General features: G+C 74.8%; 18 protein-coding genes. 8 read left to right on the top strand and 10 right to left on the bottom strand.

Going from position 1 to position 21456, the window contains the following annotated elements:
* Positions 1 to 3: 3 nt before the first annotated feature.
* The 3 genes from bioD to bioB are packed head-to-tail and all read right to left on the bottom strand — an operon-like array spanning position 4 to position 3385.
* Positions 4 to 771 (bottom strand): dethiobiotin synthase, encoded by a 768-nt coding sequence (gene bioD, locus ACZ34W_RS08370; protein ID WP_329486214.1) that lies wholly within the window; start codon positions 769 to 771, stop codon positions 4 to 6.
* Complete coding sequence (locus ACZ34W_RS08375; protein ID WP_465602644.1) at positions 768 to 2069, bottom strand: adenosylmethionine--8-amino-7-oxononanoate transaminase; 1302 nt, start codon at positions 2067 to 2069, stop codon at positions 768 to 770. The genes bioD and ACZ34W_RS08375 overlap by 4 nt, the downstream gene beginning before the upstream one ends.
* A gap of 23 nt (positions 2070 to 2092) precedes the next feature.
* A complete protein-coding gene (gene bioB / locus ACZ34W_RS08380) occupies positions 2093 to 3385 on the bottom strand; it encodes a biotin synthase BioB (protein WP_465602646.1) in 1293 nt (430 codons plus the stop codon).
* A 215-nt stretch (positions 3386 to 3600) separates the two neighbouring features.
* Here bioB and ACZ34W_RS08385 point away from each other — a divergent pair, with 215 nt between their 5' ends.
* Positions 3601 to 4428: a hypothetical protein gene (locus ACZ34W_RS08385; RefSeq protein ID WP_329486210.1), complete on the top strand. Its 828-nt coding sequence runs from the start codon at positions 3601 to 3603 to the stop codon at positions 4426 to 4428.
* Between the two features lie 47 nt (positions 4429 to 4475).
* Here ACZ34W_RS08385 and ACZ34W_RS08390 read toward each other — a convergent pair whose 3' ends face one another.
* The gene (locus ACZ34W_RS08390) at positions 4476 to 6968 is read right to left on the bottom strand and encodes a DEAD/DEAH box helicase (RefSeq protein WP_465602790.1); all 2493 of its coding nucleotides are present in this window, start codon (positions 6966 to 6968) and stop codon (positions 4476 to 4478) included.
* 318 nt (positions 6969 to 7286) lie between these two features.
* On the opposite strand from ACZ34W_RS08390, the gene ACZ34W_RS08395 reads away from it, so the two are divergent.
* The 3 genes from ACZ34W_RS08395 (at position 7287) to ACZ34W_RS08405 (ending at position 9740) form a co-directional block, all read left to right on the top strand.
* Positions 7287 to 8501, top strand: a complete 1215-nt coding sequence (locus ACZ34W_RS08395) for an 8-amino-7-oxononanoate synthase (protein ID WP_465602648.1) — start codon at positions 7287 to 7289, stop codon at positions 8499 to 8501.
* Positions 8502 to 8940: 439 nt separating this feature from the next.
* A complete protein-coding gene (locus tag ACZ34W_RS08400) occupies positions 8941 to 9117 on the top strand; it encodes a hypothetical protein (RefSeq protein WP_465602650.1) in 177 nt (58 codons plus the stop codon).
* Between the two features lie 92 nt (positions 9118 to 9209).
* Positions 9210 to 9740, top strand: a complete 531-nt coding sequence (locus ACZ34W_RS08405) for a hypothetical protein (protein WP_465602652.1) — start codon at positions 9210 to 9212, stop codon at positions 9738 to 9740.
* Between the two features lie 103 nt (positions 9741 to 9843).
* On the opposite strand, the gene ACZ34W_RS08410 is transcribed toward ACZ34W_RS08405, so the two are convergent.
* From ACZ34W_RS08410 to ligD, 3 genes are all read right to left on the bottom strand, one after another.
* Complete coding sequence (locus tag ACZ34W_RS08410) at positions 9844 to 10710, bottom strand: aminoglycoside phosphotransferase family protein (protein WP_465602653.1); 867 nt, start codon at positions 10708 to 10710, stop codon at positions 9844 to 9846.
* An 86-nt stretch (positions 10711 to 10796) separates the two neighbouring features.
* The gene (locus ACZ34W_RS08415; RefSeq protein ID WP_329492027.1) at positions 10797 to 11420 is read right to left on the bottom strand and encodes a GNAT family N-acetyltransferase; all 624 of its coding nucleotides are present in this window, start codon (positions 11418 to 11420) and stop codon (positions 10797 to 10799) included.
* 99 nt (positions 11421 to 11519) lie between these two features.
* Positions 11520 to 12527, bottom strand: a complete 1008-nt coding sequence (gene ligD, locus ACZ34W_RS08420) for a non-homologous end-joining DNA ligase (RefSeq protein ID WP_329486204.1) — start codon at positions 12525 to 12527, stop codon at positions 11520 to 11522.
* 66 nt (positions 12528 to 12593) lie between these two features.
* Here ligD and ACZ34W_RS08425 point away from each other — a divergent pair, with 66 nt between their 5' ends.
* Positions 12594 to 13655: an ATP-dependent DNA ligase gene (locus tag ACZ34W_RS08425; RefSeq protein WP_465602655.1), complete on the top strand. Its 1062-nt coding sequence runs from the start codon at positions 12594 to 12596 to the stop codon at positions 13653 to 13655.
* A 53-nt stretch (positions 13656 to 13708) separates the two neighbouring features.
* Here the strand turns inward: ACZ34W_RS08425 and ACZ34W_RS08430 are convergent, their stop codons facing one another.
* Positions 13709 to 15094 (bottom strand): serine hydrolase domain-containing protein, encoded by a 1386-nt coding sequence (locus ACZ34W_RS08430; protein WP_465602657.1) that lies wholly within the window; start codon positions 15092 to 15094, stop codon positions 13709 to 13711.
* A gap of 475 nt (positions 15095 to 15569) precedes the next feature.
* Here ACZ34W_RS08430 and tdh point away from each other — a divergent pair, with 475 nt between their 5' ends.
* From tdh to ACZ34W_RS08445, 3 genes are all read left to right on the top strand, one after another.
* Entirely contained in the window at positions 15570 to 16598 is a 1029-nt protein-coding gene (gene tdh, locus ACZ34W_RS08435; RefSeq protein ID WP_329486201.1) for an L-threonine 3-dehydrogenase, read from the top strand.
* A 29-nt stretch (positions 16599 to 16627) separates the two neighbouring features.
* Complete coding sequence (locus ACZ34W_RS08440) at positions 16628 to 17821, top strand: glycine C-acetyltransferase (protein ID WP_329486200.1); 1194 nt, start codon at positions 16628 to 16630, stop codon at positions 17819 to 17821.
* Between the two features lie 302 nt (positions 17822 to 18123).
* Positions 18124 to 19035, top strand: coding sequence for a LysR family transcriptional regulator (locus ACZ34W_RS08445; protein WP_465602659.1), 912 nt, complete (start codon positions 18124 to 18126; stop codon positions 19033 to 19035).
* A gap of 83 nt (positions 19036 to 19118) precedes the next feature.
* On the opposite strand, the gene ACZ34W_RS08450 is transcribed toward ACZ34W_RS08445, so the two are convergent.
* Entirely contained in the window at positions 19119 to 19514 is a 396-nt protein-coding gene (locus ACZ34W_RS08450; RefSeq protein ID WP_329486198.1) for a CBS domain-containing protein, read from the bottom strand.
* A 145-nt stretch (positions 19515 to 19659) separates the two neighbouring features.
* A complete protein-coding gene (locus ACZ34W_RS08455; RefSeq protein ID WP_465602662.1) occupies positions 19660 to 21270 on the bottom strand; it encodes a DEAD/DEAH box helicase in 1611 nt (536 codons plus the stop codon).
* Positions 21271 to 21456: the final 186 nt, after the last annotated feature.

A 21456-nucleotide genomic window follows, 5' to 3' on the forward strand; every position in this document is an offset into this window, starting at 1 on the left:
GTCCTACAGCGCGTACGGCCGGTGCGTCCGGGCGAAGGCCGCGGCGTCCCAGTCGCCGCCCAGCTCGGGCGCCAGGGAGGCGGCGGCCAGCGCGGCGAAGTCCGGCGCGCCGCCCGCGTGCGCCGGGAGGGCGCCGAGCAGCGGAGCGTCCGCCGACCGGGGCAGGTCGGCGAGGTTGCAGCGCTCGGCGAGCCCGGGGCGCTGCGGCCAGGAGCCGACGACGACGCCGGCCAGCGGCAGCTCGCGCGCCCGCAGGGCCTCCGCCGTGAGCGCGACGATGTTGAGCGTGCCCAGCCCCGCCGAGGCCACCAGCAGCACCTCGGCCGCGAGACCGGCCCGCCGCACCGCGCGCGCCTGGTCGGCCAGCGTCCGGCCCTCGTCGTCGTAGTGCACCAGCAGTCCGCCGGCGCCCTCGACCAGTACCAGCTCGTGCGACGCGGCCAGCGCCGCGACCTCCGCCGCCACCTCGTCGGGCGACACCGGGGGCAGTCCGGCGCGCCGCGCCGCCGTGTTCGGGGCCAGCGGCTCCGGGTACCGGGCCAGCTCGCGCGTGGTCAGCCGGCCGGCCGGCGCACCCGAGGCCGGGTCGGCGGCGAGGCGGCGGACGTCGTCCACGTCTCCCGGCTCGCCGGCGGCCAGACCGGTCTGGCCGGGCTTCAGCACCGCGACCCGCGCGCCGCCCCGCAGCGCCGCCGAGGCGACCGCGGCGGTGGCGACGGTCTTTCCGACCTCGGTGTTGGTCCCCGTGACGAACAGGATCCGCGCGCTCATCCGGCCACCGCCGCCGCCGTCACGGCCGCGGCGATCCGCGCCACGTCCTCGTCCTGCGTCACGTACGGCGGCATCGTGTAGAGGAGGTCGCGGAACGGCCGCAGCCAGACGCCCTCCCGGGTGGCTGCCTCGGTCGCCGCCGCCACGTCCACCGGGTGGTCGAGCTGCACCACCCCGATGGCTCCCTGCACCCGTACGTCCCGGACCCCGGGCAGCTCGGCGGCGTCCGCCAGGCCGTCCCGCAGACCGCCCTCGATCCGCTTCACCTCGACCTGCCAGTCCTGGCCCAGCAGCAGGTCGATCGAGGCGTTGGCGACCGCCGCGGCCAGCGGGTTGCCCATGAACGTCGGCCCGTGCGCCAGCACCGGCATCTCGCCCCGGCTGATCCCGTCCGCGACCTCGGCGGTGCAGAGCGTGGCCGCCATGGTCAGGTAGCCGCCGGTCATCGCCTTGCCCAGGCACATCACGTCCGGCGAGACGCCGGCGTGGTCGGCCGCGAACAGCGCGCCGCTGCGGCCGAACCCGGTGGCGATCTCGTCGAAGACGAGCAGCACCCCGTGCCGGTCGCAGAGTTCGCGCAGCATCCGCAGGTAGGCCGGGGAGTGGAACCGCATCCCGCCCGCGCCCTGCACCACCGGCTCGACGATCACGGCGGCCAGTTCGCCCGCGTGCCGCTCCATCAGCGACTCGAACTCCGCCGCGTACCCGGCGTCCGGCGGGGCGTCGAAGCCGGCCGGCGGCTGGGGTGCGAAGAGCTGGTCGGGCAGCACCCCGCCCCAGAGGTGGTGCATGCCGCCCTGCGGGTCGCAGACCGACATCGGGTGGAAGGTGTCCCCGTGGTAGCCGCCGCGCCAGGTGAGCAGCCGCCGCTTCTCCGGCCGCCCGACGGACTGCCAGTACTGCAGGCACATCTTCATCGCCACCTCGACCGCCACCGAGCCGGAGTCGCCCAGGAAGACGTGCCGCAGTGGTTCCGGGGTGATCTCGACCAGCCGGGCGGCGAGCCGTACGGCGGGCTCGTGGGTGAGCCCGCCGAACATCACGTGGCTCATCCGGCCCAGCTGGTCGCGCACCGCCTCGTCCAGCACCGGGTGCCCGTAGCCGTGGATCGCCGCCCACCAGGACGACATGCCGTCGACCAGCTCGCGGCGGCCCGCGACGGGCTCGGCGAGCCGCAGCCGCACCCCGGACGCCGATTCGACGACGTAAGGGGTGGCGGTGCCGGGCATCGGACCGTACGGGTGCCAGACGTGCGCGCGGTCGAGGGCGAGGAGGGTGTCGGTGGTCAGCTGAGCCATGGTGAGTCTTTCCCTGCGGACGGTCAGGCGTTGGGGGCCAGCTCGGTACCGGCACCGCGCCGGCGGACCCGGACGAGGTCGCTGCGCAGCCCGTCGCCGGTGTTCGCCCCGGCGACGGCCGTCCCGGCCCCGGCGGTCTCGGTGGCCTCGGCGGTGTCCGCCTCGACGGCCGGCGCGGTGTGCCCGCCGCAGGGCCCGCAGCCCCCGGTCTGCTCCGCGGTCGGCTGTTCGGCCGGCGCGGCCTGCCCGCCGCACGGCCCGCAGCCGCCGCCCGTCCCGCACGCGCCGCCCTCGGCGGCGGCCGCGATGTCGGCCCGGTGCCGGGGCAGGGTGGCCTCGCCGGCGCCCTCCACCTCGAAGCCCGCGTCCTTGATCATGTCGAGGTCGGCCTGGCCGGCCTGGCCCTCACTGGTCAGGTAGTCGCCCAGGAAGATCGAGTTGGCGATGTGCAGGCCCAGCGGCTGCAGCGAGCGCAGGTGGACCTCGCGTCCGCCCGCGATCCGCACCTCGACGTCGGGGCAGACGAAGCGGACCATCGCCAGGATCCGCAGGCAGCGCTGCGGGGTGAGGTTCCACTCCTTGGCCAGCGGGGTGCCCTCGAACGGGATGAGGAAGTTGACCGGTACCGAGTCCGAGCCCAGCTCGCGCAGCGCGAAGACCACGTCGACCAGGTCGCCGTCGCTCTCACCCATGCCCGCGATCAGGCCGGAGCAGGCGGACAGGCCCGCGCCGTGCGCCTTCTGCACGGTGTCCACCCGGTCCGCGTAGGTGTGGGTGGTGGTGATGTCCCCGTAGGTGCCCTCGGAGGTGTTGAGGTTGTGGTTGTACGCGTCGGCGCCCGCCGCCCGCAGCCGCTCGGCCTGGTTGTCGGAGAGCAGGCCGAGGCAGGCGCAGATCTCGACGGCCGGGTCGGCGTCCTTGATGGCCGAGATGGTGTCGGCCACCCGGTCGATGTCACGGTCCGTCGGGCCGCGGCCGCTGGCCACCAGGCAGACCCGCTTGGCGCCGCCGGCGACGCCCGCCTTCGCCGCCTCGGCGGCCTGGTCCGGCTTCAGCCAGGTGTACTTGAGGATCTCGGCCTTGGAGCCCAGCCGCTGCGAACAGTACGAGCAGTCCTCCGGGCAGAGCCCGCTCTTGAGGTTCACCAGGTAGTTGAGCTTGACCCGGCGGCCGAACCACTGCCGGCGCACCCGCCCGGCGGCCGCGACCACGTCCAGCAGCTCGTCGTCGGTGGTGGCGAGGACGGCCAGGGCCTCCTCGCGGGTGGGGATTTCCCCGCGCAGGCCCTTGGCGGTGAGGGTATCGAGCAGATCCATGAGGCTGATCCTGCCTGCTGGCCGTCGGGCGACGCCAGAGGGAACCCACCAGAAGATCTCCGGGAGGATGTGCGAGTTGTCACAGTGTCACAGCTCACGGTAGTGGTGCAGGTCACGTCCCCCGGGGGTGGGGGTTACCGACCGGTAGTACGGGTGATCGTCAACGGCCCGCCCCCGTGATCTCCACCACCCGCGCACTGCTTAGAATCTGCGCCATGACCACGCAGGGGGAGCGGACCCCGCCATCGGGTGACCAGGAACAGCACGGAGCCGCCCGGCCGGCCGAGGCCCATCGACAGCCGCCCGGGAGATTCGGCGCCCGCCGGGTCGTGGGCTGGGTCGTGGTGGTCGGCGTGGTGGCGGCCGGCGGCTGGATCATCACCCGCCCGGCGCCCGGCGACTGGATACCCGGCCTGGGCCCGGCCAGCAAGGACGCCTCCAGCACCCCGCGGGTGGTCGGCAGTCCGCCACCGCGCGCCGCGACCGACCCCGAGGGCCTCAACGTCGACACCCTCTTCCCCGCCCAGCGGGTGATCGAGGTCGGCGCCTACCGGGGCAAGCGCTCCGGTGTCCGGCAGGGCGAGAGCTGCGCCGAGACCCTCCAGGACCGCGCCGAGGACCTGCTGCGCGACAGCGGCTGCCAGGCCTACCTCGCCGTCAGCTTCGCCGGCCAGGCCCAGCCGGTGCTCAGCAGCGTCACCCTGCTGCGCTTCGCCGACCACGCCGCCGCCGCCAGGGCCGCCGAGACCCTGCGGGCCAAGCCGGGCGCGCTCACCTTCATCCTCCCGGACGCGTCCACCGCCCCGGCCCAGCCCGCCGGCAGCGCCAAGCCCGGCTCGGAGCAGCGCGTCGCGGCGGTCGGCCAGTACGTGACGGTCACCAGCTCGCGGCCCGTCGAGCCGCACGGCACCGCGCCCGCCCCCTCCGGCCCGCCCACCCCGGTCGGCGCCCCGTCCACCGCCCCGGCCGGCGGCGAGCAGGCGCTCGACGAGGCCACCCGGGCGGTCTCCTACTCGGCGGGCGCGCCCTTCGTCTGGATGTGACGCGGCGGCGGGGCCCACCCGTGGTGGACCCCGCCGCCGTCGGGTGGTCAGCCGTCGAGCCGGTCCACCGAGGTGACCCGCAGGACCGCCCGGCCCTCCTCGTCGGAGCCGTACAGGTCGACCTCGGCGCTGATGCCCCAGTCGTGGTCACCGGCCGGGTCGTCGAAGATCTGCCGGACCTTCCAGGAGGAGTCCTCCTCCTCGATCAGCAGCATCTTCGGGCCACGCGCGTTCGGTCCGGTCCCGAGGTCGTCGTGCTCGTCCCAGTACCCGTCCATCGCCTCCGCCCAGCGGTCCGCGTTCCAGCCGTACTCGCCGTCCAGCTCGCCGAGGGCGTGGTAGTTCTCCAGCGCGGCCAGCTCGACGCGGCGGAACAGCTCGTTGCGCACCAGCACCCGGAACGCCCGCGCGTTGGCCGTCACCGGCGCCGGCTTGTCGTCCAGCGCGACCTCGGGGGCCTGCGGATCGGTCGGGTTGGCCAGCTGCTCCCACTCGTCCAGCAGGCTGGAGTCGACCTGGCGGACCAGCTCGCCGAGCCAGGCGATGACGTCCTTGAGGTCGTCGGTCTTGAGGTCGTCGGGCACGGTCTGCTCCAGCGCCTTGAAGGCGCCGGCCAGGTAGCGCAGCACGATGCCCTCGGTGCGCGCCAGGTCGTAGTGGCCGACGTAGTCCGAGAAGGTCATCGCCCGCTCGTACAGGTCGCGGACCACGGACTTCGGCCGCAGCTCGTGGTCGCCGATCCACGGGTGCGCCCGCCGGTACACCTCGTAGGCGTGGGTGAGCAGCTCCTCCAGCGGCTTCGGGTAGGTGATCTCCTGGAGCCGCTCCATCCGCTCCTCGTACTCGATGCCGTCGCGCTTCATCTCGCCGATGGCCTCGCCGCGGGCCTTGTTCTGCTGCGAGGCGAGGATCTGGCGCGGGTCGTCGAGGGTGGCCTCGACCACCGAGACGACGTCCATCGCGTACGAGGGCGAGGCCGGGTCGAGCAGCTCGAAGGCGGCCAGCGCGAAGGTGGAGAGCGGCTGGTTGAGGGCGAAGTTCTCCTGGAGGTCGAGGGTCAGCCGGACGATCCGGCCCTCCGCGTCCGGCTCCGGGAGCCGCTCGACCACGCCGCCCTCCAGCAGCGAGCGGTAGATGGCGATCGTGGTGCGGATGTGCCGGCGCTGCGCGCCGCGCTCCTCGTGGTTGTCGGTGAGGAGCTTGCGCATCGCCTCGAAGGCGTTGCCGGGCCGGCCGATCACCGACAGCAGCATCGCGTGGCTCACCTTGAACCGGGAGACCAGCTGCTCCGGGTCGGCCCCGATCAGCCGCTCGAAGGTCTCCTCGGACCACCCGACGAAGCCCTCCGGCGCCTTCTTGCGGACGATCTTGCGCTTCTTCTTCGGGTCGTCGCCCGCCTTGGCGACGGCCTTGTCGTTCTCGATCACGTGCTCGGGCGCCTGCGCGACGACCTGCCCGACGGTGTCGAACCCGGCCCGCCCGGCCCGTCCGGCGATCTGGTGGAACTCCCGGGCCCGCAGCACCCGCACGCGCACGCCGTCGTACTTGGACAGCGCGGTGAACAGCACCGTGCGGATCGGCACGTTGACACCCACGCCGAGCGTGTCGGTACCGCAGATCACCTTCAACAGCCCCGCCTGGGCGAGCCGTTCGACCAGCCGGCGGTACTTGGGCAGCATGCCCGCGTGGTGCACGCCGATCCCGTGCCGCACGAAGCGGGACAGGTTGCGGCCGAACTTGGTGGTGAAGCGGAAGTTGCCGATGAGGGCGGCGATGGCGTCCTTCTCCGCCTTCGAGCACATGTTGATGCTCATCAGCGACTGCGCCCGCTCGACGGCTTCCTTCTGGGTGAAGTGCACGACGTAGACCGGGGCCTGACCGGTCTTCAGCAGCTCCTCCAGGGTGTCGTGCATGGTGGTGCGGCGGTACTCGTAGAACAGCGGGACGGGCCGGGTCGCCGAGCGGACCACGGTGGTCGGCCGGCCGGTGCGGCGGGTCAGGTCCTCCTCGAAGCGACGGACGTCGCCGAGCGTCGCGGACATCAGCAGGAACTGCACCTGCGGGAGTTCCAGGATCGGGATCTGCCAGGCCCAGCCGCGGTCCGGCTCCGCGTAGAAGTGGAACTCGTCCATGACGACCTGGCCGACGTCGGCCCGGGCGCCGTCCCGCAGCGCGATCTGCGCCAGCACCTCGGCGGTGCAGCAGATGATCGGCGCGGTCGGGTTGACGCTCGCGTCGCCGGTCATCATGCCGACCTGCTCGGTGCCGAACACCTTGCAGAGGTCGAAGAACTTCTCCGAGACCAGTGCCTTGATCGGCGCGGTGTAGAAGGTCCGCTTGCCCTCCGCCAGCGCGGCGAAGTGCGCACCGGCCGCCACCAGGCTCTTCCCCGACCCGGTCGGCGTCGCGAGGATGACGTTGTTCCCCGACACCAGCTCGATCAGGGCCTCCTCCTGCGCCGGGTACAGCGTGATCCCGCGCTCCTCCGCCCAGGCGGCGAACGTCTCGTACAGCGCGTCGGGGGTAGCGGGCTTCGGCATCAGATCAAGGAGGGTCACCCGGCTATCTTGCCTGCTCGCGCACACCCCGGGCAAAGCCCGGGGCTCGGCTCCTCCCCGGAGTCGCGGGCGCCCGCTCGGCGGGGCGCGCCCCGGCGCACCCCTCCTGCCGGACGGCCTCCCCGGCGGCCCGGTGCGCGAGGTCGACGAACGCCCGGGCCCGCTCCCGGTCCGAGAGCGCCGGCAGCCCGAGGCCCCCACCGACCCCGATCCGCCGGCGGACGGCGTCGGAACGGCCGCCCGGGCGTGTGCCGCTTCGCACATTGCCCGGGTCGCGCCCGCCGTGCCAGAGTGCCGGGCATGGCCCACCGCACCGCGTCCGAACCGCCCGTCCGCACTCCGGCGGACGCCGTTCCCGCCCCCGCCGCCGTCTTCGACTGGCTCGACGAGACGGCCGAGCTGCGGGCCCGGGCGGGCCTCACCCGGACGCTGCGCAGCCGCCCGGCCGAGGACCCGGTGCTCGACCTCGCGGGCAACGACTACCTCGGGCTGACCCGGCACCCCGCCGTCACCCGGGCCGCCGCCGACGCGGCGCTGCGCTGGGGCGGCGGCGCCACCGGCTCCCGGCTGGTCACCGGAACCACCGCCCTGCACACCGAACTGGAGGGCGAGCTGGCCGAGTTCTACGGGGTGGAGGCGGCCCTGGTGTTCTCCTCCGGCTACACCGCGAACCTGGCCGCGCTGACCGCGCTCACCGACCCGGACACCCTGATCGTCTCCGACGCCTACAACCACGCCTCGCTGATCGACGGCTGCCGGCTCGCCCGCGGCGACGTCCACCGCGCCCCGCACAGCGACCCGGACGCCGTCCGTGCCGCGCTCGCCGAACGCACCCACCGGCGGGCGCTGGTGGTCACCGACTCGGTCTTCTCCGTCGACGGCAACGCCGCCCCGCTGCCCGGACTCTCCGCCGCCGCCCGCGCCCACGGCGCCGCCCTGCTGGTGGACGACGCGCACGGCCTGGGCGTGCTCGGCCCCGGCGGCGCCGGTGCGCTGGCCGCCGCGGGCCTGGCCGGCGAGCCCGACACCGTCGCCACCGTCACGCTGTCCAAGTCGCTCGGCTCGCAGGGCGGCGCGGTGCTCGGCCCGCGCCGGGTGATCCGCCACCTCACCGAGACGGCGCGCACCTTCATCTTCGACACCGGCCTGGCCCCGGCGGCCGCCGGCGCCGCCCTCGGCGCGCTGCGCCTGCTGCGGGCCGAGCCGCACCGCGCCGAGCGGGCCCGCGAGGTCGCCCGCACCCTCGCCGCCCGGCTCACCGCCGCCGGCCTGCGGGCCTCCACCCCGGACGCGGCGGTCGTCTCGGTCCGCGCCCCCGGCCCGGAGGCCGCAGTGGCCTGGGCCGCCGACTGCCGCCGGGCCGGTCTCGCGGTCGGCTGCTTCCGTCCGCCGTCCGTCCCGGACGGCGTCTCCCGGCTGCGCCTCACCGCCCGGGGGGACCTCACGGACGGCCAGATCGCCGACGCGGTCCGGATCATCGCCTCCCTCGCCCCGGCCGGCGCGCACTCCGCCTGACCGCACCCCCCCCGCAACCACGCACCGGTCGGTCCGCGTCCCCTCCCGGGGGCAGTGCGCTCCGCCGGGGGGCGGAGCGAATTGCGGGGGAGCGACGGCGGGGGCGGCGGATGCGACCGTTCCTCGGCAGGGTGTTCGTCCTGACGGCGGCCGCCGCGCTGTGCGGCGTGGGCCCGCTGGTGCCGAGCCGCACCGCACCGCATGTCGCCCGGCCGCCGGGTGGTCCGGCGAGCCCGGCCGGTGCATTCGCGGACTCTGCGCACCATGGCACGAGGGCCCGCCCGAGGACTGCTCGGGGACGTTCAACCCCGCGCACGGCGCACCCGTCTCCTCCTGCACGTTCCAGGAGGACGTCGGCCACCTGGCCGTCAGGCCCGTCCGGTGCGAGGACGGCGTCTGCCGCGCGAGCGGGGTGAAGCCGGTGGCGCACTGGTCGGCGATGAGCCTGTTCGGACTGGCCGCCGTGCCGTTGGCGGCCTTCCTGCTCGTCGTCGGCTTCAGCGGCCCGAACTCCTGGGAGCGGCTGTTCGTCGGGCTGCCCCGGGGCACCGGCGGCGTGCTCGTGCCCGCCTTCCGCTGCCTCCTCGTCTCCGGCGAGGCCGCGGAGCACTCCTGACCGCCGCCCTTCCCGACCGCCGGCCTACGGAGCCGAACCGGGCGGCCGGTCGGTGCGTCCCTGCAACCGGGGGCGACGGAACAGGGGTGGCGATGGATCCGGACATTCGGCGGGCACTGGTGAAGGCGCTGACGATCGCCGCCGCCGTGCTGGCGCTGCTCGGGGTGGGCGGCTGGGGCGCGGTGACGGCGGGGGAGGGGCTCGGGTACGCGACCGGCCTCTCCGGCACCCCCGGGGTGCTGGTGGCGGACCGGTGCCTGCGGACCGACTCCGCCGAGGCCGTCCCGACCGAGACCGGCGACTGCCGGGGCACCTTCTACCCCGACGGCGGCGGCCTGCCGAACGAGTACGCCCGGATCGACTGGAAGGTCGACACCCACAACCGGGTCCGGGTCTCCTGCGAGGACGGCGAGTGCCGCCTGGCGGGCACGGCCGGGCTGTTCAAGTGGCTGAGCCTCTTCCTGTTCGCCCTCGCGGCGATCACCCTCGGCGCCTGCCTGGCCGCCCGGCTGCTGAGGTCGCTGATCCCCTGGAAGTGGCTGGTCACCGCCCTGGCGATCACCACCGGCGCCCTCCTCACCGGCGCCTTCGCCTTCCTCCTGGGCGGCCTCGCCGCAGGCTGAAGCCCCGCCCTCGGCGCTCGCACAGGAAGTCGGACCCGTCGACCTCCTGTGCGGACACGGCGGCCTCAGGACCCCGCCCGCCGTCCGGTGCCGCGCCGCGGCCTCAGAACCCCGCCAGCTCCAGCAGGAACGCCGTCTCCGCGTCGTGCCGGCCCGCTGCCGCGCGGGGGGCGGCGACGGTCACCGCGAGGGCGCGGCACCAGGCCAGGACGCGGGCCGGATCGGCCCCGGGGACGCGGGCGCTCAGGTCGGCGATCGCCCGGTCGAGGGCGGGCCGGTCGGTGACGCCGTCGAGCACCCAGTCCACCAGGTCGAAGTCCGGGTCCCCGAGGGACGGGCGCGGGTCGATCGCGACCGGTCCGGCCGGGCCGTCCAGGACGTTGGCCGGGTGCAGGTCCCCGTGGACGAGCGCGAGCGGCCCGCCGGCTGCCAGCTCCCGGGCGAAGGCACGCGCCCCGGGCGGCACCGCGCCGGGCGCGCGCCGTTCGGTGAGGTCGAAGAGGAACTCCACCCGGTCGCCCAGCGGCCGCAGGGCCAGCCCGTCCACCGGCACCGAGCGCAGGGCGCCGAGCAGCGGCGCCACCTCCGCCGGCCGCCAGGCCCGCTGCCGCAGCGGCGCCCCGGGCTCCACGTCCGCCAGCAGCAGGGCGTTCGCCGCCGTGTCCGTCGCCAGGAGCCGCACCACGGACGGCAGCCCCGACCAGGCCCGCAGGGCCACCGCCTCCTGCGCGGCCACCTCGGGATCGGGCGTCAGCTTCAGCCAGACCGCGGCGCCGTCACCGCGCTCGCAGCGGAACACCCGGGACGTCCCGCCGCCGCCGGCCGCGCGCAGCTCCAGTCCCCAGCGCCGGGCCAGCTCCTCGACCACCGCCGGGAGGGCCGCGCACCACGCCTCGGCCGCCGGGCCGAAGCGGACCGTCAGCCGGTCCCGGACCTCGGCCGGCACCGTCACCAGGCCACCCGGAACCACCTCGCCCGGAACCACCTCGCCCGGAACCGCCCCGCCCGGAACCACCTCGCCCGGAACCGCCCCGCCCGGAACCGCCCCGCCCCCGTTCACGGCCGCCCCACCACCAGCAGCGCCTCCGCGCCCACCGGGCGGTAGCCGGCCGCCTGGAACGCCCGCACGCTGGTGGCGTTGCCCGGCGCCTGCTGCGACCAGATCCACTCGCCCTCCGGGAGCAGATGCCGGGCGCTCGCCGCCAGCGCGCGCCCCAGGCCCCGGCCGCGCGCCTGTGGGTCCACCTCGATCGCGCACTCCCACCGTCCGGCCACCCCGCGCCCGAGCACCAGGACCCCGCCGTCGACCGTGAAGACCCGGACGTCCTCGCGGTAGCGCAGCGCGCGCACCACCCGGGGGTGCGCCCGGTCCCGGACCTCGGCCAGCGCCAGCGGGGGAGCACCGGGCAGCCGGCCGGCCACGGTCAGCAGGTCGATGGTGCCGGCCACCCGGCCGGTCCGCTCGGCGAGCGCGGTCAGGAAGGGCGGGCAGAGCGGTGCGGCCAGCGGGTCGCTCGGCACGGCGGCCAGCGCGGTCCGCACCCAGGCCGGGTCCTCGTCGGTGAACACCACGGCGTGCGCGGAGAACGCCAGCACGCCGGCCTCGCGCGCCGACGGCTGCGGCACCACCGTCACCGAGCCGTCCGGCGGCGGGAACAGTCCGCCCGCCGCGTCGGCCATGATCTCCCGCAGTCCGCGCCCGCCCACCCCGACGCCCCCCGTTCCACCCGTTCGAAGAGCGTCAGCCTATGCGACCACCGCGCGGTGCCCGCCGCCCCGTCAGGTCTTCCGGGCCCGGCTCGGCTGCACCCGGCTCGGCTCGCCGGGGGCCTTCGGATGGTCGGGCGGGTACGGCAGTTCGCCCAGCCCCTCGTCCCGCAGCTGGCGCTCGTACAGCTCCAGCAGCCCGTCCAACCGGTACGCCTTGTCGTCCATCTCCGCCTGGAGGTCGCCGAGTTCGGCGAACCGCGGTGGCACCGTCCGCAGGTCGAAGTCCTCCGGTGCGGCGTCGTCCAGCTCCTCCCAGCGCAGCGGCGTCGAGGCGGTCGCCCGGGGGCGGGCGCGCAGCGAGTAGGCGGAGGCGATGGTCCGGTCCCGGGCCATCTGGTTGTAGTCCACGAAGATCCGCTCGCCGCGCTCCTCCTTCCACCACGCGGTGGTCACCCGGCCCGGCATCCGCTGCTCCAGCACCCGGCCGAGCGCGATCACCGCGTGCCGGCCGTCGGTGAACGTCCACCGCGGCTCCAGCGGCACGTACACGTGCACCCCGCGTCCGCCGGAGGTCTTGGGCCAGCCGCGCAGTCCGTGCTCCTCCAGCACGGCGCGGAGTTCGTGGGCGGCCAGGGCGGCGTCGTGGAAGTCGGTGCCCGGCTGCGGGTCGAGGTCGATCCGCAGCTCGTCGATGTGGTCGGTGTCGGTCCGCCGCACCGGCCACGGGTGGAAGGTCAGACAGCCCAGGTTGGCGGCCCAGAGCACGGCGGCCGGCTCGGTGGGGCAGATCTCGTCGGCGGACCGCCCGCTCGGGAAGCTGATCCGGGCCGTCGGCAGCCACTCCGGCAGGCCCTTCGGCGCCCGCTTCTGGTAGAAGAACTCGCCCGTGACGCCGTCCGGGAACCGCTGCAGCGTGGTGGGCCGGTCCCGCAGCCCGCGCAGCACCCCGTCCGCGACGGCCAGGTAGTACTGCGCGACGTCCAGCTTGGTGAAGCCGCGCTCGGGGTAGTACACCTTGTCCGGATTCGACAGCCGTACGCTGCGCCCGGCGACATCCAGTTCCACGGCTGCGCCCATGCCTCTCACGCTAGACGCGCTCCGCCCGGCGCGCGCCCCGGAACGGTTGGCGCGAGGATCGGAGCCATGGACCTGCCCGTGATGCCGCCGGTGGCGCCGATGCTCGCCAAGTCGGTCGCCAAGATCCCGCCGGGAATGCAGTACGAGGCCAAGTGGGACGGCTTCCGCACCGTCGTCTTCCGCGACGGCGACGAGGTCGAGCTCGGCAGCCGCACCGGAAAGACGCTCACCAGGTACTTCCCCGAACTGGTGGAGGCCCTGAAGCGGGAGCTGCCGCCGCGCTGCGTGCTGGACGGCGAGGTGGTGATCGCCCGGGACGGCCGGCTGCGGTTCGAGGAGCTGCTGGAGCGGATCCATCCGGCGGCCAGCCGGGTGCGGCTGCTGGCCGAGCGCACCCCCGCCTCCTTCGTCGCCTTCGACCTGCTCGCGCTCGGCGACGTCTCGCTGCTCGACGAGCCGCTCTCGGTGCGCCGCCCGGCCCTGGAGGCGGCGCTCGGCCGGGCCGCCGACCCGGTCTTCACCGCTCCCGCCTCCACCGACCGCGAGCTGGCGCAGAGCTGGTTCGCCGAGTTCGAGGGGGCCGGACTGGACGGCGTGGTGGCCAAGCCGCTGGACCAGCCCTACCGGCCGGGGGAGCGGACCATGTTCAAGATCAAGCACGAGCGCACCGCCGACTGCGTGGTGGCTGGCTACCGCGAGCACAAGAGCGGACCGGTGGTCGGCTCGCTGCTGCTCGGCATCAACGACGCCGAGGGCCGCCTGCAGCACGTCGGCGTCTGCGCCGCCTTCTCGATGGCGCGCCGACGTGAACTCGTCGAGGAACTGGCGCCGTTGCGGATGACGGACGTCTCCGCCCACCCGTGGGGCGGCTGGGCGGACGAGGCCGCCCACGCCGATGCCCGGCTGCCCGGCGCGGTCAGCCGCTGGACCGGCGGCAAGGACCTCTCCTGGGTGGCGCTGCGCCCCGAGCGGGTGGTCGAGGTGGCCTACGACCACATGGAGGGCACCCGGTTCCGGCACACCGCCCAGTTCCGCCGCTGGCGCCCGGACCGCACCCCGGAGAGCTGCACCTACGCGCAGCTGGAGGAGCCGGTCTCCTACGACCTGGCCCGGGTCCTGGGGAGCTGACCGGCCGACGGCCCCGCCGGCCGGTCGGCTCCCCGGGCCACCGGGGGGACCGCTCAGGTCACCGAGGCGGACGGCGACGAGCTCGCCGTCGCGGGCGGGAACGAGTAGACGTTCCCCGGCGAGACGATCTCGGTGATCGCCTTGGCGAAGAGCGTCGACGGCTCCTCGCCCTGGGACGAGATGTCCGTGTTCAGCAGCACCGCCAGGGTGGCCTGCGCCGACGGCAGGTAGACCACGGCGCTCTGGTAGCCGGGCAGCGAGCCGTTGTGCCCGACCCAGCCGTGGTTGACGAACAGCCCGAGCCCGTAGCCGACGTCCGGCAGCGGGGTGGGCGGCGTCACCAGCCGCTCCGCCTGGGTGGCCGGCTTGAGCAGGGTGCCGGTGGCCAGCACCTTCGCCCACTTCTGCATGTCGGCCAGGTCGGAGATGACCGCGCCCGCCGCCCAGGCCCAGGACGGGTTCCAGTCGGTGGCGTCCGCGATCGAGCCGTCCGGCGTCTGGTCGGTGTACCCGCGGGCGTGCGGCTGGGGGAACGCCGCGTCGGTCGGGAAGACCGTCCGGCCCAGCCCGGCCGGGTCGAACACCTGCTGCTTCAGGAAGACGTCGAGCGGCTGCCCGCTCAGCTTCTCCACCACCAGGCCGATCAGCACGGTGTTGGTGTTGCTGTACTCGAAGGCGCTGCCCGGGGCGAAGTCCGCGGGGTGGTCGAAGGCGTAGGAGAGCAGCTGCTGCGGGGTGAAGACGCGGTTCGGGTCGTTGACCACGGCCTGCTGGAAGTCCGGGTCCGCGCTGTAGTTGAAGAGGCCGCTGCGCATGTCGGCGAGCTGGCGCAGGGTGATCGTGTCCCCGCCGGGCACGCCCGCGATGTACTTGCCGACCGGGTCGTCCAGACCGGCCTTGCCCTGGTCGACCAGCCGGAGCAGCCCGGTGACGGTGAAGGTCTTGGTCTCGCTGCCGATCCGCATGTTCAGCCCGGTGACCATCGGCGTACCGGCGACCTTGTCGGAGACGCCGAAGGCCTTGAGGTAGCTGCCGTCGGGCGTGGTCAGAGCGACCATCACCCCGGGGACGGAGGCCTCGCTCAGCACCTTCTGCACCGCCGAGTCCAGCCGGGCGGTGACGTCCGGGGTGAGCGCGGCCACGGTGCCGCCGGACGTCGGCGAGGAGCCGGACGCGCTCGGCGAGCCCGAAGCGGAGCCCGAGGCGGAGGAGGAGGCGGAGGACGGGCCGGACGACGGACCCGACGACGGGCCGGACGGGCTCGCCGAGGGGCTGAGCGCGGCGGGGACGGCCGTGACCGCGCCGGCGGGCGGGGGGTCGGACGCCGTCCGGCCGGAACAACCCGCGGCGGCCAGCAGACCGGTCAGGGCCAGTACCGCGGTGGCCGCCCGCACGGAGCGGCGGGGGAGCGGGGCGAGCGGCCGTCGTGTCTTCGTCATGATCGGAGCGCCTCTCTGGGCCGAACGGCCCCGGAGCGGCGCTCCACGGGGCCATGGGGGGAGCGATCGCCACCGTATGCGCGCCACGACCGGCCCGCGCGCGGGCCGCCGCCGCACTGGCCCGAACGGCCCCACGCCCGGTCACCCCGGAACCGCCGGCGCGCCGAACCAGCCGAAACCCCCAGTCACCCCGGCCCGGTTCACGCCCGGCCGGGCCGCCGCGCCCGTGCCGAGCGCCCCCGGCGCTCCGCCGAACGGGTGGCCACCGGCACGCCGCGCCGGTGGCCGGGCCCGGCTCGGGCACGATCGTTTAGCCCAGCTGTGGCGCCCCTTAAGAATTCCTCGATGGACCGCACCCCCTCCCACCAGGCAGATTGCTCCATGTTCGGTGCGAGGGGGCAGGAGCAGCCACCCCGCCGGGCCCCGTCGGCCTGCCCACACCAGGCCGCCCCACCATGCGTCAGGAGCCGCCGCAGTGAAGGCACTCGTCAAGCAGAAGGCAGAGCCCGGACTCTGGCTGATGGACGTCCCGAAGCCTGCCATCGGCCCCGGCGAGGTGCTGATCAAGGTGCTGCGCACCGGGATCTGCGGCACCGACCTGCACATCCGCAAGTGGGACGGCTGGGCCCAGCAGACCATCCGGACGCCGCTCGTCCTCGGCCACGAGTTCGTCGGCGAGGTGGCCGAGATCGGCGCGGCCGTCGCGGACATCTCGGTCGGCGACCTGGTCAGCGGCGAGGGCCACCTGGTCTGCGGCAAGTGCCGTAACTGCCTGGCCGGCCGACGCCACCTCTGCCGCAACACCGTCGGCCTCGGGGTCGGCCGGGACGGTGCCTTCGCCGAGTTCGTCGCGCTGCCCGCCTCCAACGTCTGGGTGCACCGGGTCCCGGTGGACCTCGACGTCGCGGCGATCTTCGACCCCTTCGGCAACGCCGTGCACACCGCGCTCTCCTTCCCGCTGGTCGGCGAGGACGTGCTGATCACCGGTGCCGGTCCGATCGGCATCATGGCCGCCGCCGTCGCCAAGCACGCCGGCGCGCGCAACGTGATGATCACCGACGTCTCGCCGTACCGCCTCGACCTGGCCCGCGAGGTCGGTGTCACGCTGGCCCTGAACGTGGCCGAGCACACCATCGAGGAGGGCCAGCAGAAGCTCGGCCTGCGCGAGGGCTTCGACGTCGGCCTGGAGATGTCCGGCCGCCCCGAGGCGATGCAGTCGATGATCGCCAACATGACCCACGGCGGGAAGATCGCCATGCTCGGCCTGCCCGCCGAGCAGTTCCCGGTCGACTGGGCCTCGGTCGTCACCTCGATGATCACCATCAAGGGCATCTACGGCCGCGAGATGTTCGAGACCTGGTACGCGATGTCCGTCCTGCTGGAGGGCGGGCTCGACCTCAGCCCCGTGATCACCGGCCGCTACGCCGCCGCCGACTTCGAGGCCGCCTTCGACGAGGCCGCGAGCGGCCGCTGCGGCAAGATCATCCTCGACTGGACCGTCTGAGACCGTCTGACCCCCTCTAGGGAGACACCGTGTTCGACAACGTGCGCGACGACCTGGCCGCCACCCTCGACGAGATCCGCGAGGCCGGCCTGTTCAAGCCGGAGCGGGTGATCGGCACCCCGCAGAGCGCCGCCGTCACCGTCACCGCCGGCGGGCAGCCCGGCGAGGTACTGAACTTCTGCGCCAACAACTACCTCGGCCTCGCCGACCACCCCGAGGTGCTCACCGCCGCCAAGGACGCCCTGGACCGCTGGGGCTACGGGATGGCCTCGGTCCGGTTCATCTGCGGCACCCAGGACGTCCACAAGGAGCTGGAGGACCGCCTCTCCGGGTTCCTCGGCCAGGAGGACACGATCCTCTACTCCTCCTGCTTCGACGCCAACGGCGGCGTCTTCGAGACCCTGCTCGACGAGCGCGACGCCGTCATCTCCGACGCGCTGAACCACGCGAGCATCATCGACGGCATCCGCCTCTGCAAGGCCCGCCGGCTGCGCTACGCCAACCGCGACCTGGCCGACCTGGAGCAGCAGCTCAAGGAGGCCCAGGGCGCCCGCCGCCGGCTGGTCGTCACCGACGGCGTCTTCTCGATGGACGGCTACGTCGCCCCGCTGCGCGAGATCTGCGACCTGGCCGAGCGCTACGACGCCATGGTCATGGTCGACGACTCGCACGCGGTCGGCTTCGTCGGCCCGAACGGGCGCGGCACCCCCGAGCTGCACGGCGTGACGGACCGCGTCGACATCATCACCGGCACCCTCGGCAAGGCCCTCGGCGGCGCCTCCGGCGGCTACGTCGCGGCGCGCCGCGAGATCGTCGCCCTGCTGCGCCAGCGCTCGCGGCCGTACCTGTTCTCCAACTCGCTCGCCCCGGTGATCGCCGCCGCCTCGCTGAAGGTGCTCGACCTGGTCGAGCGCTCGACCGAGCTGCGCGAGAAGCTGGCCGCCAACACGGCGCTGTTCCGCTCGCGGATGACCGAGGCCGGCTTCGAGATCCTGCCCGGCGACCACCCGATCGCCCCGGTCATGATCGGCGACGCGGCCGAGGCCGGCCGGCTCGCCGAGCTGCTGCTGGAGCGCGGCGTGTACGTGATCGGCTTCTCCTTCCCGGTCGTGCCGCACGGCGCGGCCCGGATCCGGGTGCAGCTGTCCGCCGCGCACTCCACCGAGGACGTCGAGCGCGTGGTGGCGGCCTTCGTCGACGCCCGCGCCGCCCTGGGGGAGTAGCCCCGGCCGGGGCACCTCCCGGGACCGCCCGTGGCCCGTCCGCCCGGAACCGGACGCGCCACGGGCACCCCCGGGCCGCCGTGCGGCGCACCACGTCCGCTCGGCACCCCGCCGCCGCACGGTGCGCCGCGGCGCACCACCAGAGACCAACTGCCCCACCCTCCCGCCCGGGAGTGGGACGTCGGCCCGGCCGACGTCCCACTCCCGTTCGCGGTTTCGGCGGACCCGCCCGCCCACGGCGCCGCCGGACGTCCCCCCCCCGGTGGCTCCGGCACCCCGCGGCACGCTGGCAGAATTGGCGTGTGATCGACGCACGACGGCTGCGGACCCTGCGGGCCGTGGCGGACCACCGCACGGTGACCGCCGCGGCGGCCGCCCTCTACCTCACCCCCTCGGCGGTGTCCCAGCAGCTGGCCGCGCTGGAGCAGGAGACCGGCCACCACCTGCTCGCCCGCGAGGGCCGGGGGGTGCGGCTCACCGCCGCCGGGGAGATCCTGCTCGGCCACGCCGACGCCGTCCTCGCCCAGCTGGAACGGGCCGAGGCCGATCTCGCCGCCTACAGCGCCGGTGTGGCCGGTGAGGTCACCGTGGCCTCGTTCGCCACCGGGATCTCCCTGGTGCTGGCGCCCGCCATCGGGACCCTCGCCTCCCGGGCGCCCGGCGTCCGCCTCAAGGTGCTGGACGCGGAGGGCGACGCCAGCCTGCCGATGGTCCTGGAGGGGCGGGCCGACCTGGCCGTGGCCGTCGAGTACCGGGGGGCGCCGCGGGCCGACGACGCCCGGCTCACCCGGGTGCCGCTGTACGCCGAACCGTTCGAGGCGGTGCTGCCGCTCGGCCATCCGCTGGCCGCCGGGGAGGGGCCGATCGCCGTCGCGGACCTGGCCGCCGAGCCGTGGATCGGGCCCTACCCGGGCAATCCCTGCCACGACGTGGTGCTGCTGGCCTGCGAGCACGCCGGGTTCCAGCCGCGTCTGGTGCACTCCTCGGACGACTTCCGCGCCGTCGTGGCGCTGGCCTCGGCCGGTGCGGGGGTGGCGCTGGTGCCCCGGTCCGCCCTGCTCGGGGTGGATCTCGGACGGGTCGCGGTGCGGCCGGTGGACAGCGCGCTCGCCACCCGCCGGGTCTTCGCCGCCGTCCGGGCCGGCGCCGACGGCCACCCGTTGATCCGCCCGGTGCTGGAGGCCCTCACCGAGGTGGCCGCCGCCACCGGCTGACCGTGCCCGGGGCGGCGGCCCCGGAAACCACCGGGACCCCGCCTCCCCCGGTGGGCCGGGGGAGGCGGGGTCCCGGGTGGGACTCAGATGCTGAGCAGACCGATGACGTGCCCGTCGTCGTCCACGACCGGCCAGGTGTCCAGACCGCGGGCGCGCATGGTGGCCGTCGCGGTGGCGGCCGGCATCCCGGCGGTGGCGAACGGCGCGCGGTCGTGCTTCACCGCCCGCACCGGGGTGCGCTCGGTGTACCAGGAGCGGGCCCGGAACGGCGCGAGGTGCAGACGGGTCAGCAGCCCGGCGCAGCGGCCCTCCTCGTCGCGGACCAGGGCGTGCGGGGCGCCGGAGCTGAGCAGGATGTCCAGCGCGGTGTCGACCATGACGTCGTCACTGATCTGCAGCTCGGGTCGGGTCATCACGTCCCCGACCGTGGTCAGGGCGTCGGCGGCGAAGTCGGCGGGGTGTTCGAGGGCCATGGTCATGGGGCTCCTTCGGGTCGGTCCACCGGTGACGGCGGCGATCAGGGAGGTGCTCGACGGTGCTGCCGCGGTTGGGCCCGGCCCGCGGGTGTCCGGCCGGATCCGGCCGGTCCCGCCGACGCGCGGCGGGACCGACCGGACGCGGGGCCTACGCGGCCAGGTCGACGCGCCGCGGCCCGCCACGGCGGGCGCCGCCGGTGCCGCCGCCTTGGCCGCGGCCGCCGGTGCCGCCGCCCTGCTGGCCGCGGCCGGCCGAGGTGGGGCGGCTGCGGCGGTTGCGACCGCCCGAGGCGCTGCGCCGGGGCCGCTCGACCACGGGGTCGGCGATCACCACGGGCACGCCGGTGGGCACGCGGGCGCCGGTGATGCGGGCCAGCTCGTCGTCGGTGGAGTGGACCCGGGTGGACTCAGGGGTGATGCCGGCGGTGGCCATCATCCGGGCCGTCTCGCGGCGCTGGTTGGGCAGGACGAGCGTCACGACGGTGCCGGACTCGCCCGCCCGGGCGGTGCGGCCGCCGCGGTGCAGGTAGTCCTTGTGGTCGGTCGGCGGGTCCAGGTTGACGACCAGGTCGAGGCCGTCGACGTGGATGCCGCGAGCCGCGACGTTGGTCGCGATCAGCGCGGTGACCTGGCCGTTGCGGAACTGCTGGAGGGTGCGGGTGCGCTGGGGCTGGGACTTCCCGCCGTGCAGCGCGGCCGCCTTCACCCCGCTGGCGAGCAGCTCGTCCACCAGCCGGTCGGCGCCGTGCTTGGTGTCGGTGAACATGATCACGCCGCCCTCGCGCGAGGCGATGTGGGCGATCGTGGCGTTCTTGTCGCCGTTCTGCACGTGCAGGACGTGGTGCTCCATGGTGCTGACCGCCCCGGCGGACGGGTCCACCGAGTGGGTGACCGGGTCCTTGAGGAACCGGCGCACCAGGCGGTCGACGTTGCGGTCCAGGGTGGCGGAGAACAGCATCGTCTGGCTGTCGGCCTCGACCTGGTCGAGCAGCTCGATGACCTGCGGCAGGAAGCCCATGTCGGCCATCTGGTCGGCCTCGTCGAGGACGGTGATCCCGACGCTGTCGAGCCGGCAGGCGCCGCGCTGGATCAGGTCCTTGAGGCGGCCGGGAGTGGCCACGACGACCTCCGCCCCCCGGCCCAGGATCTGGGCCTGGCGGCCGATCGAGACCCCGCCGACCACGGTGGCGAGCCGCAGCCGCACCGAGTGGGCGTAGGGGGTGAGCGCCTCGGTGACCTGCTGCGCGAGCTCACGGGTGGGCACCAGGACGAGAGCCAGCGGCCGGCCCGGCTCGGCCTGCCGGCCGGCGATGCGGGCCAGCAGCGCGAGGCCGAAGGCGATGGTCTTGCCGGAGCCGGTCCGGCCGCGGCCGAGGACGTCCCGGCCCGCCAGCGAGTTCGGCAGCGTCGCGGCCTGGATCGGGAACGGCGAGGTGACGCCCTGGCGGGTGAGCGTCGAGAGCAGGGCCTTCGGCATGTCGAGCTGGTCGAAGGTCTCGACGGCCGGCAGGGCCGGGGTGGTGCTGACCGGCATCGCGAACTCGCCCTGCACGGAGGAGCTCTGGCGCCGCCTCGGACCGCCGCCCGAACGGGAGCCGTACGAGGAGCCACCACCGCCGGAACGCGAGCCGTAGGAGCCGCTGCCACCACCCGAGCGGGAGCCGTACGAGGAACCGCCCCCGCCGGAACGGGAGCCGTACGAGCCGCCGCCGGAGCGGGACTCGGAATTCTGGTACGAGGAGCGACTGGAGCGATTCATCTGGAGACCTTCCTCAAGGTGGCACGTCACGAGGAAGGCTCCGCGCCCACGGGTAATCCGGGCGGAGGCTGCAAGGAACGGGCCGGAACTGGCGGAGCGTGGACGGTGAAACCGTGCGGCACGTCACCTACGGTCGGCGCTCACCGCGCGGGCGGGAGCGAAGAACCTCGAACCGTGAGTCATCAC

The sequence above is a fragment of the Kitasatospora sp. NPDC022856 genome, assembly GCF_055561235.1.

What these genes read in the sequence shown, in the direction of transcription:
- bioD (WP_329486214.1), bottom strand. Translation starts at nt 771, where the DNA reads ATGAGCGCGCGGATCCTGTTCGTCACGGGGACCAACACCGAGGTCGGA.
- ACZ34W_RS08375 (WP_465602644.1), bottom strand. Translation starts at nt 2,069, where the DNA reads ATGGCTCAGCTGACCACCGACACCCTCCTCGCCCTCGACCGCGCGCAC.
- bioB (WP_465602646.1), bottom strand. Translation starts at nt 3,385, where the DNA reads ATGGATCTGCTCGATACCCTCACCGCCAAGGGCCTGCGCGGGGAAATC.
- ACZ34W_RS08385 (WP_329486210.1), top strand. Translation starts at nt 3,601, where the DNA reads ATGACCACGCAGGGGGAGCGGACCCCGCCATCGGGTGACCAGGAACAG.
- ACZ34W_RS08390 (WP_465602790.1), bottom strand. Translation starts at nt 6,968, where the DNA reads ATGCCGAAGCCCGCTACCCCCGACGCGCTGTACGAGACGTTCGCCGCC.
- ACZ34W_RS08395 (WP_465602648.1), top strand. Translation starts at nt 7,287, where the DNA reads ATGGCCCACCGCACCGCGTCCGAACCGCCCGTCCGCACTCCGGCGGAC.
- ACZ34W_RS08400 (WP_465602650.1), top strand. Translation starts at nt 8,941, where the DNA reads ATGAGCCTGTTCGGACTGGCCGCCGTGCCGTTGGCGGCCTTCCTGCTC.
- ACZ34W_RS08405 (WP_465602652.1), top strand. Translation starts at nt 9,210, where the DNA reads ATGGATCCGGACATTCGGCGGGCACTGGTGAAGGCGCTGACGATCGCC.
- ACZ34W_RS08415 (WP_329492027.1), bottom strand. Translation starts at nt 11,420, where the DNA reads ATGGCCGACGCGGCGGGCGGACTGTTCCCGCCGCCGGACGGCTCGGTG.
- ligD (WP_329486204.1), bottom strand. Translation starts at nt 12,527, where the DNA reads ATGGGCGCAGCCGTGGAACTGGATGTCGCCGGGCGCAGCGTACGGCTG.
- ACZ34W_RS08425 (WP_465602655.1), top strand. Translation starts at nt 12,594, where the DNA reads ATGGACCTGCCCGTGATGCCGCCGGTGGCGCCGATGCTCGCCAAGTCG.
- ACZ34W_RS08430 (WP_465602657.1), bottom strand. Translation starts at nt 15,094, where the DNA reads ATGACGAAGACACGACGGCCGCTCGCCCCGCTCCCCCGCCGCTCCGTG.
- ACZ34W_RS08450 (WP_329486198.1), bottom strand. Translation starts at nt 19,514, where the DNA reads ATGACCATGGCCCTCGAACACCCCGCCGACTTCGCCGCCGACGCCCTG.
- ACZ34W_RS08455 (WP_465602662.1), bottom strand. Translation starts at nt 21,270, where the DNA reads ATGAATCGCTCCAGTCGCTCCTCGTACCAGAATTCCGAGTCCCGCTCC.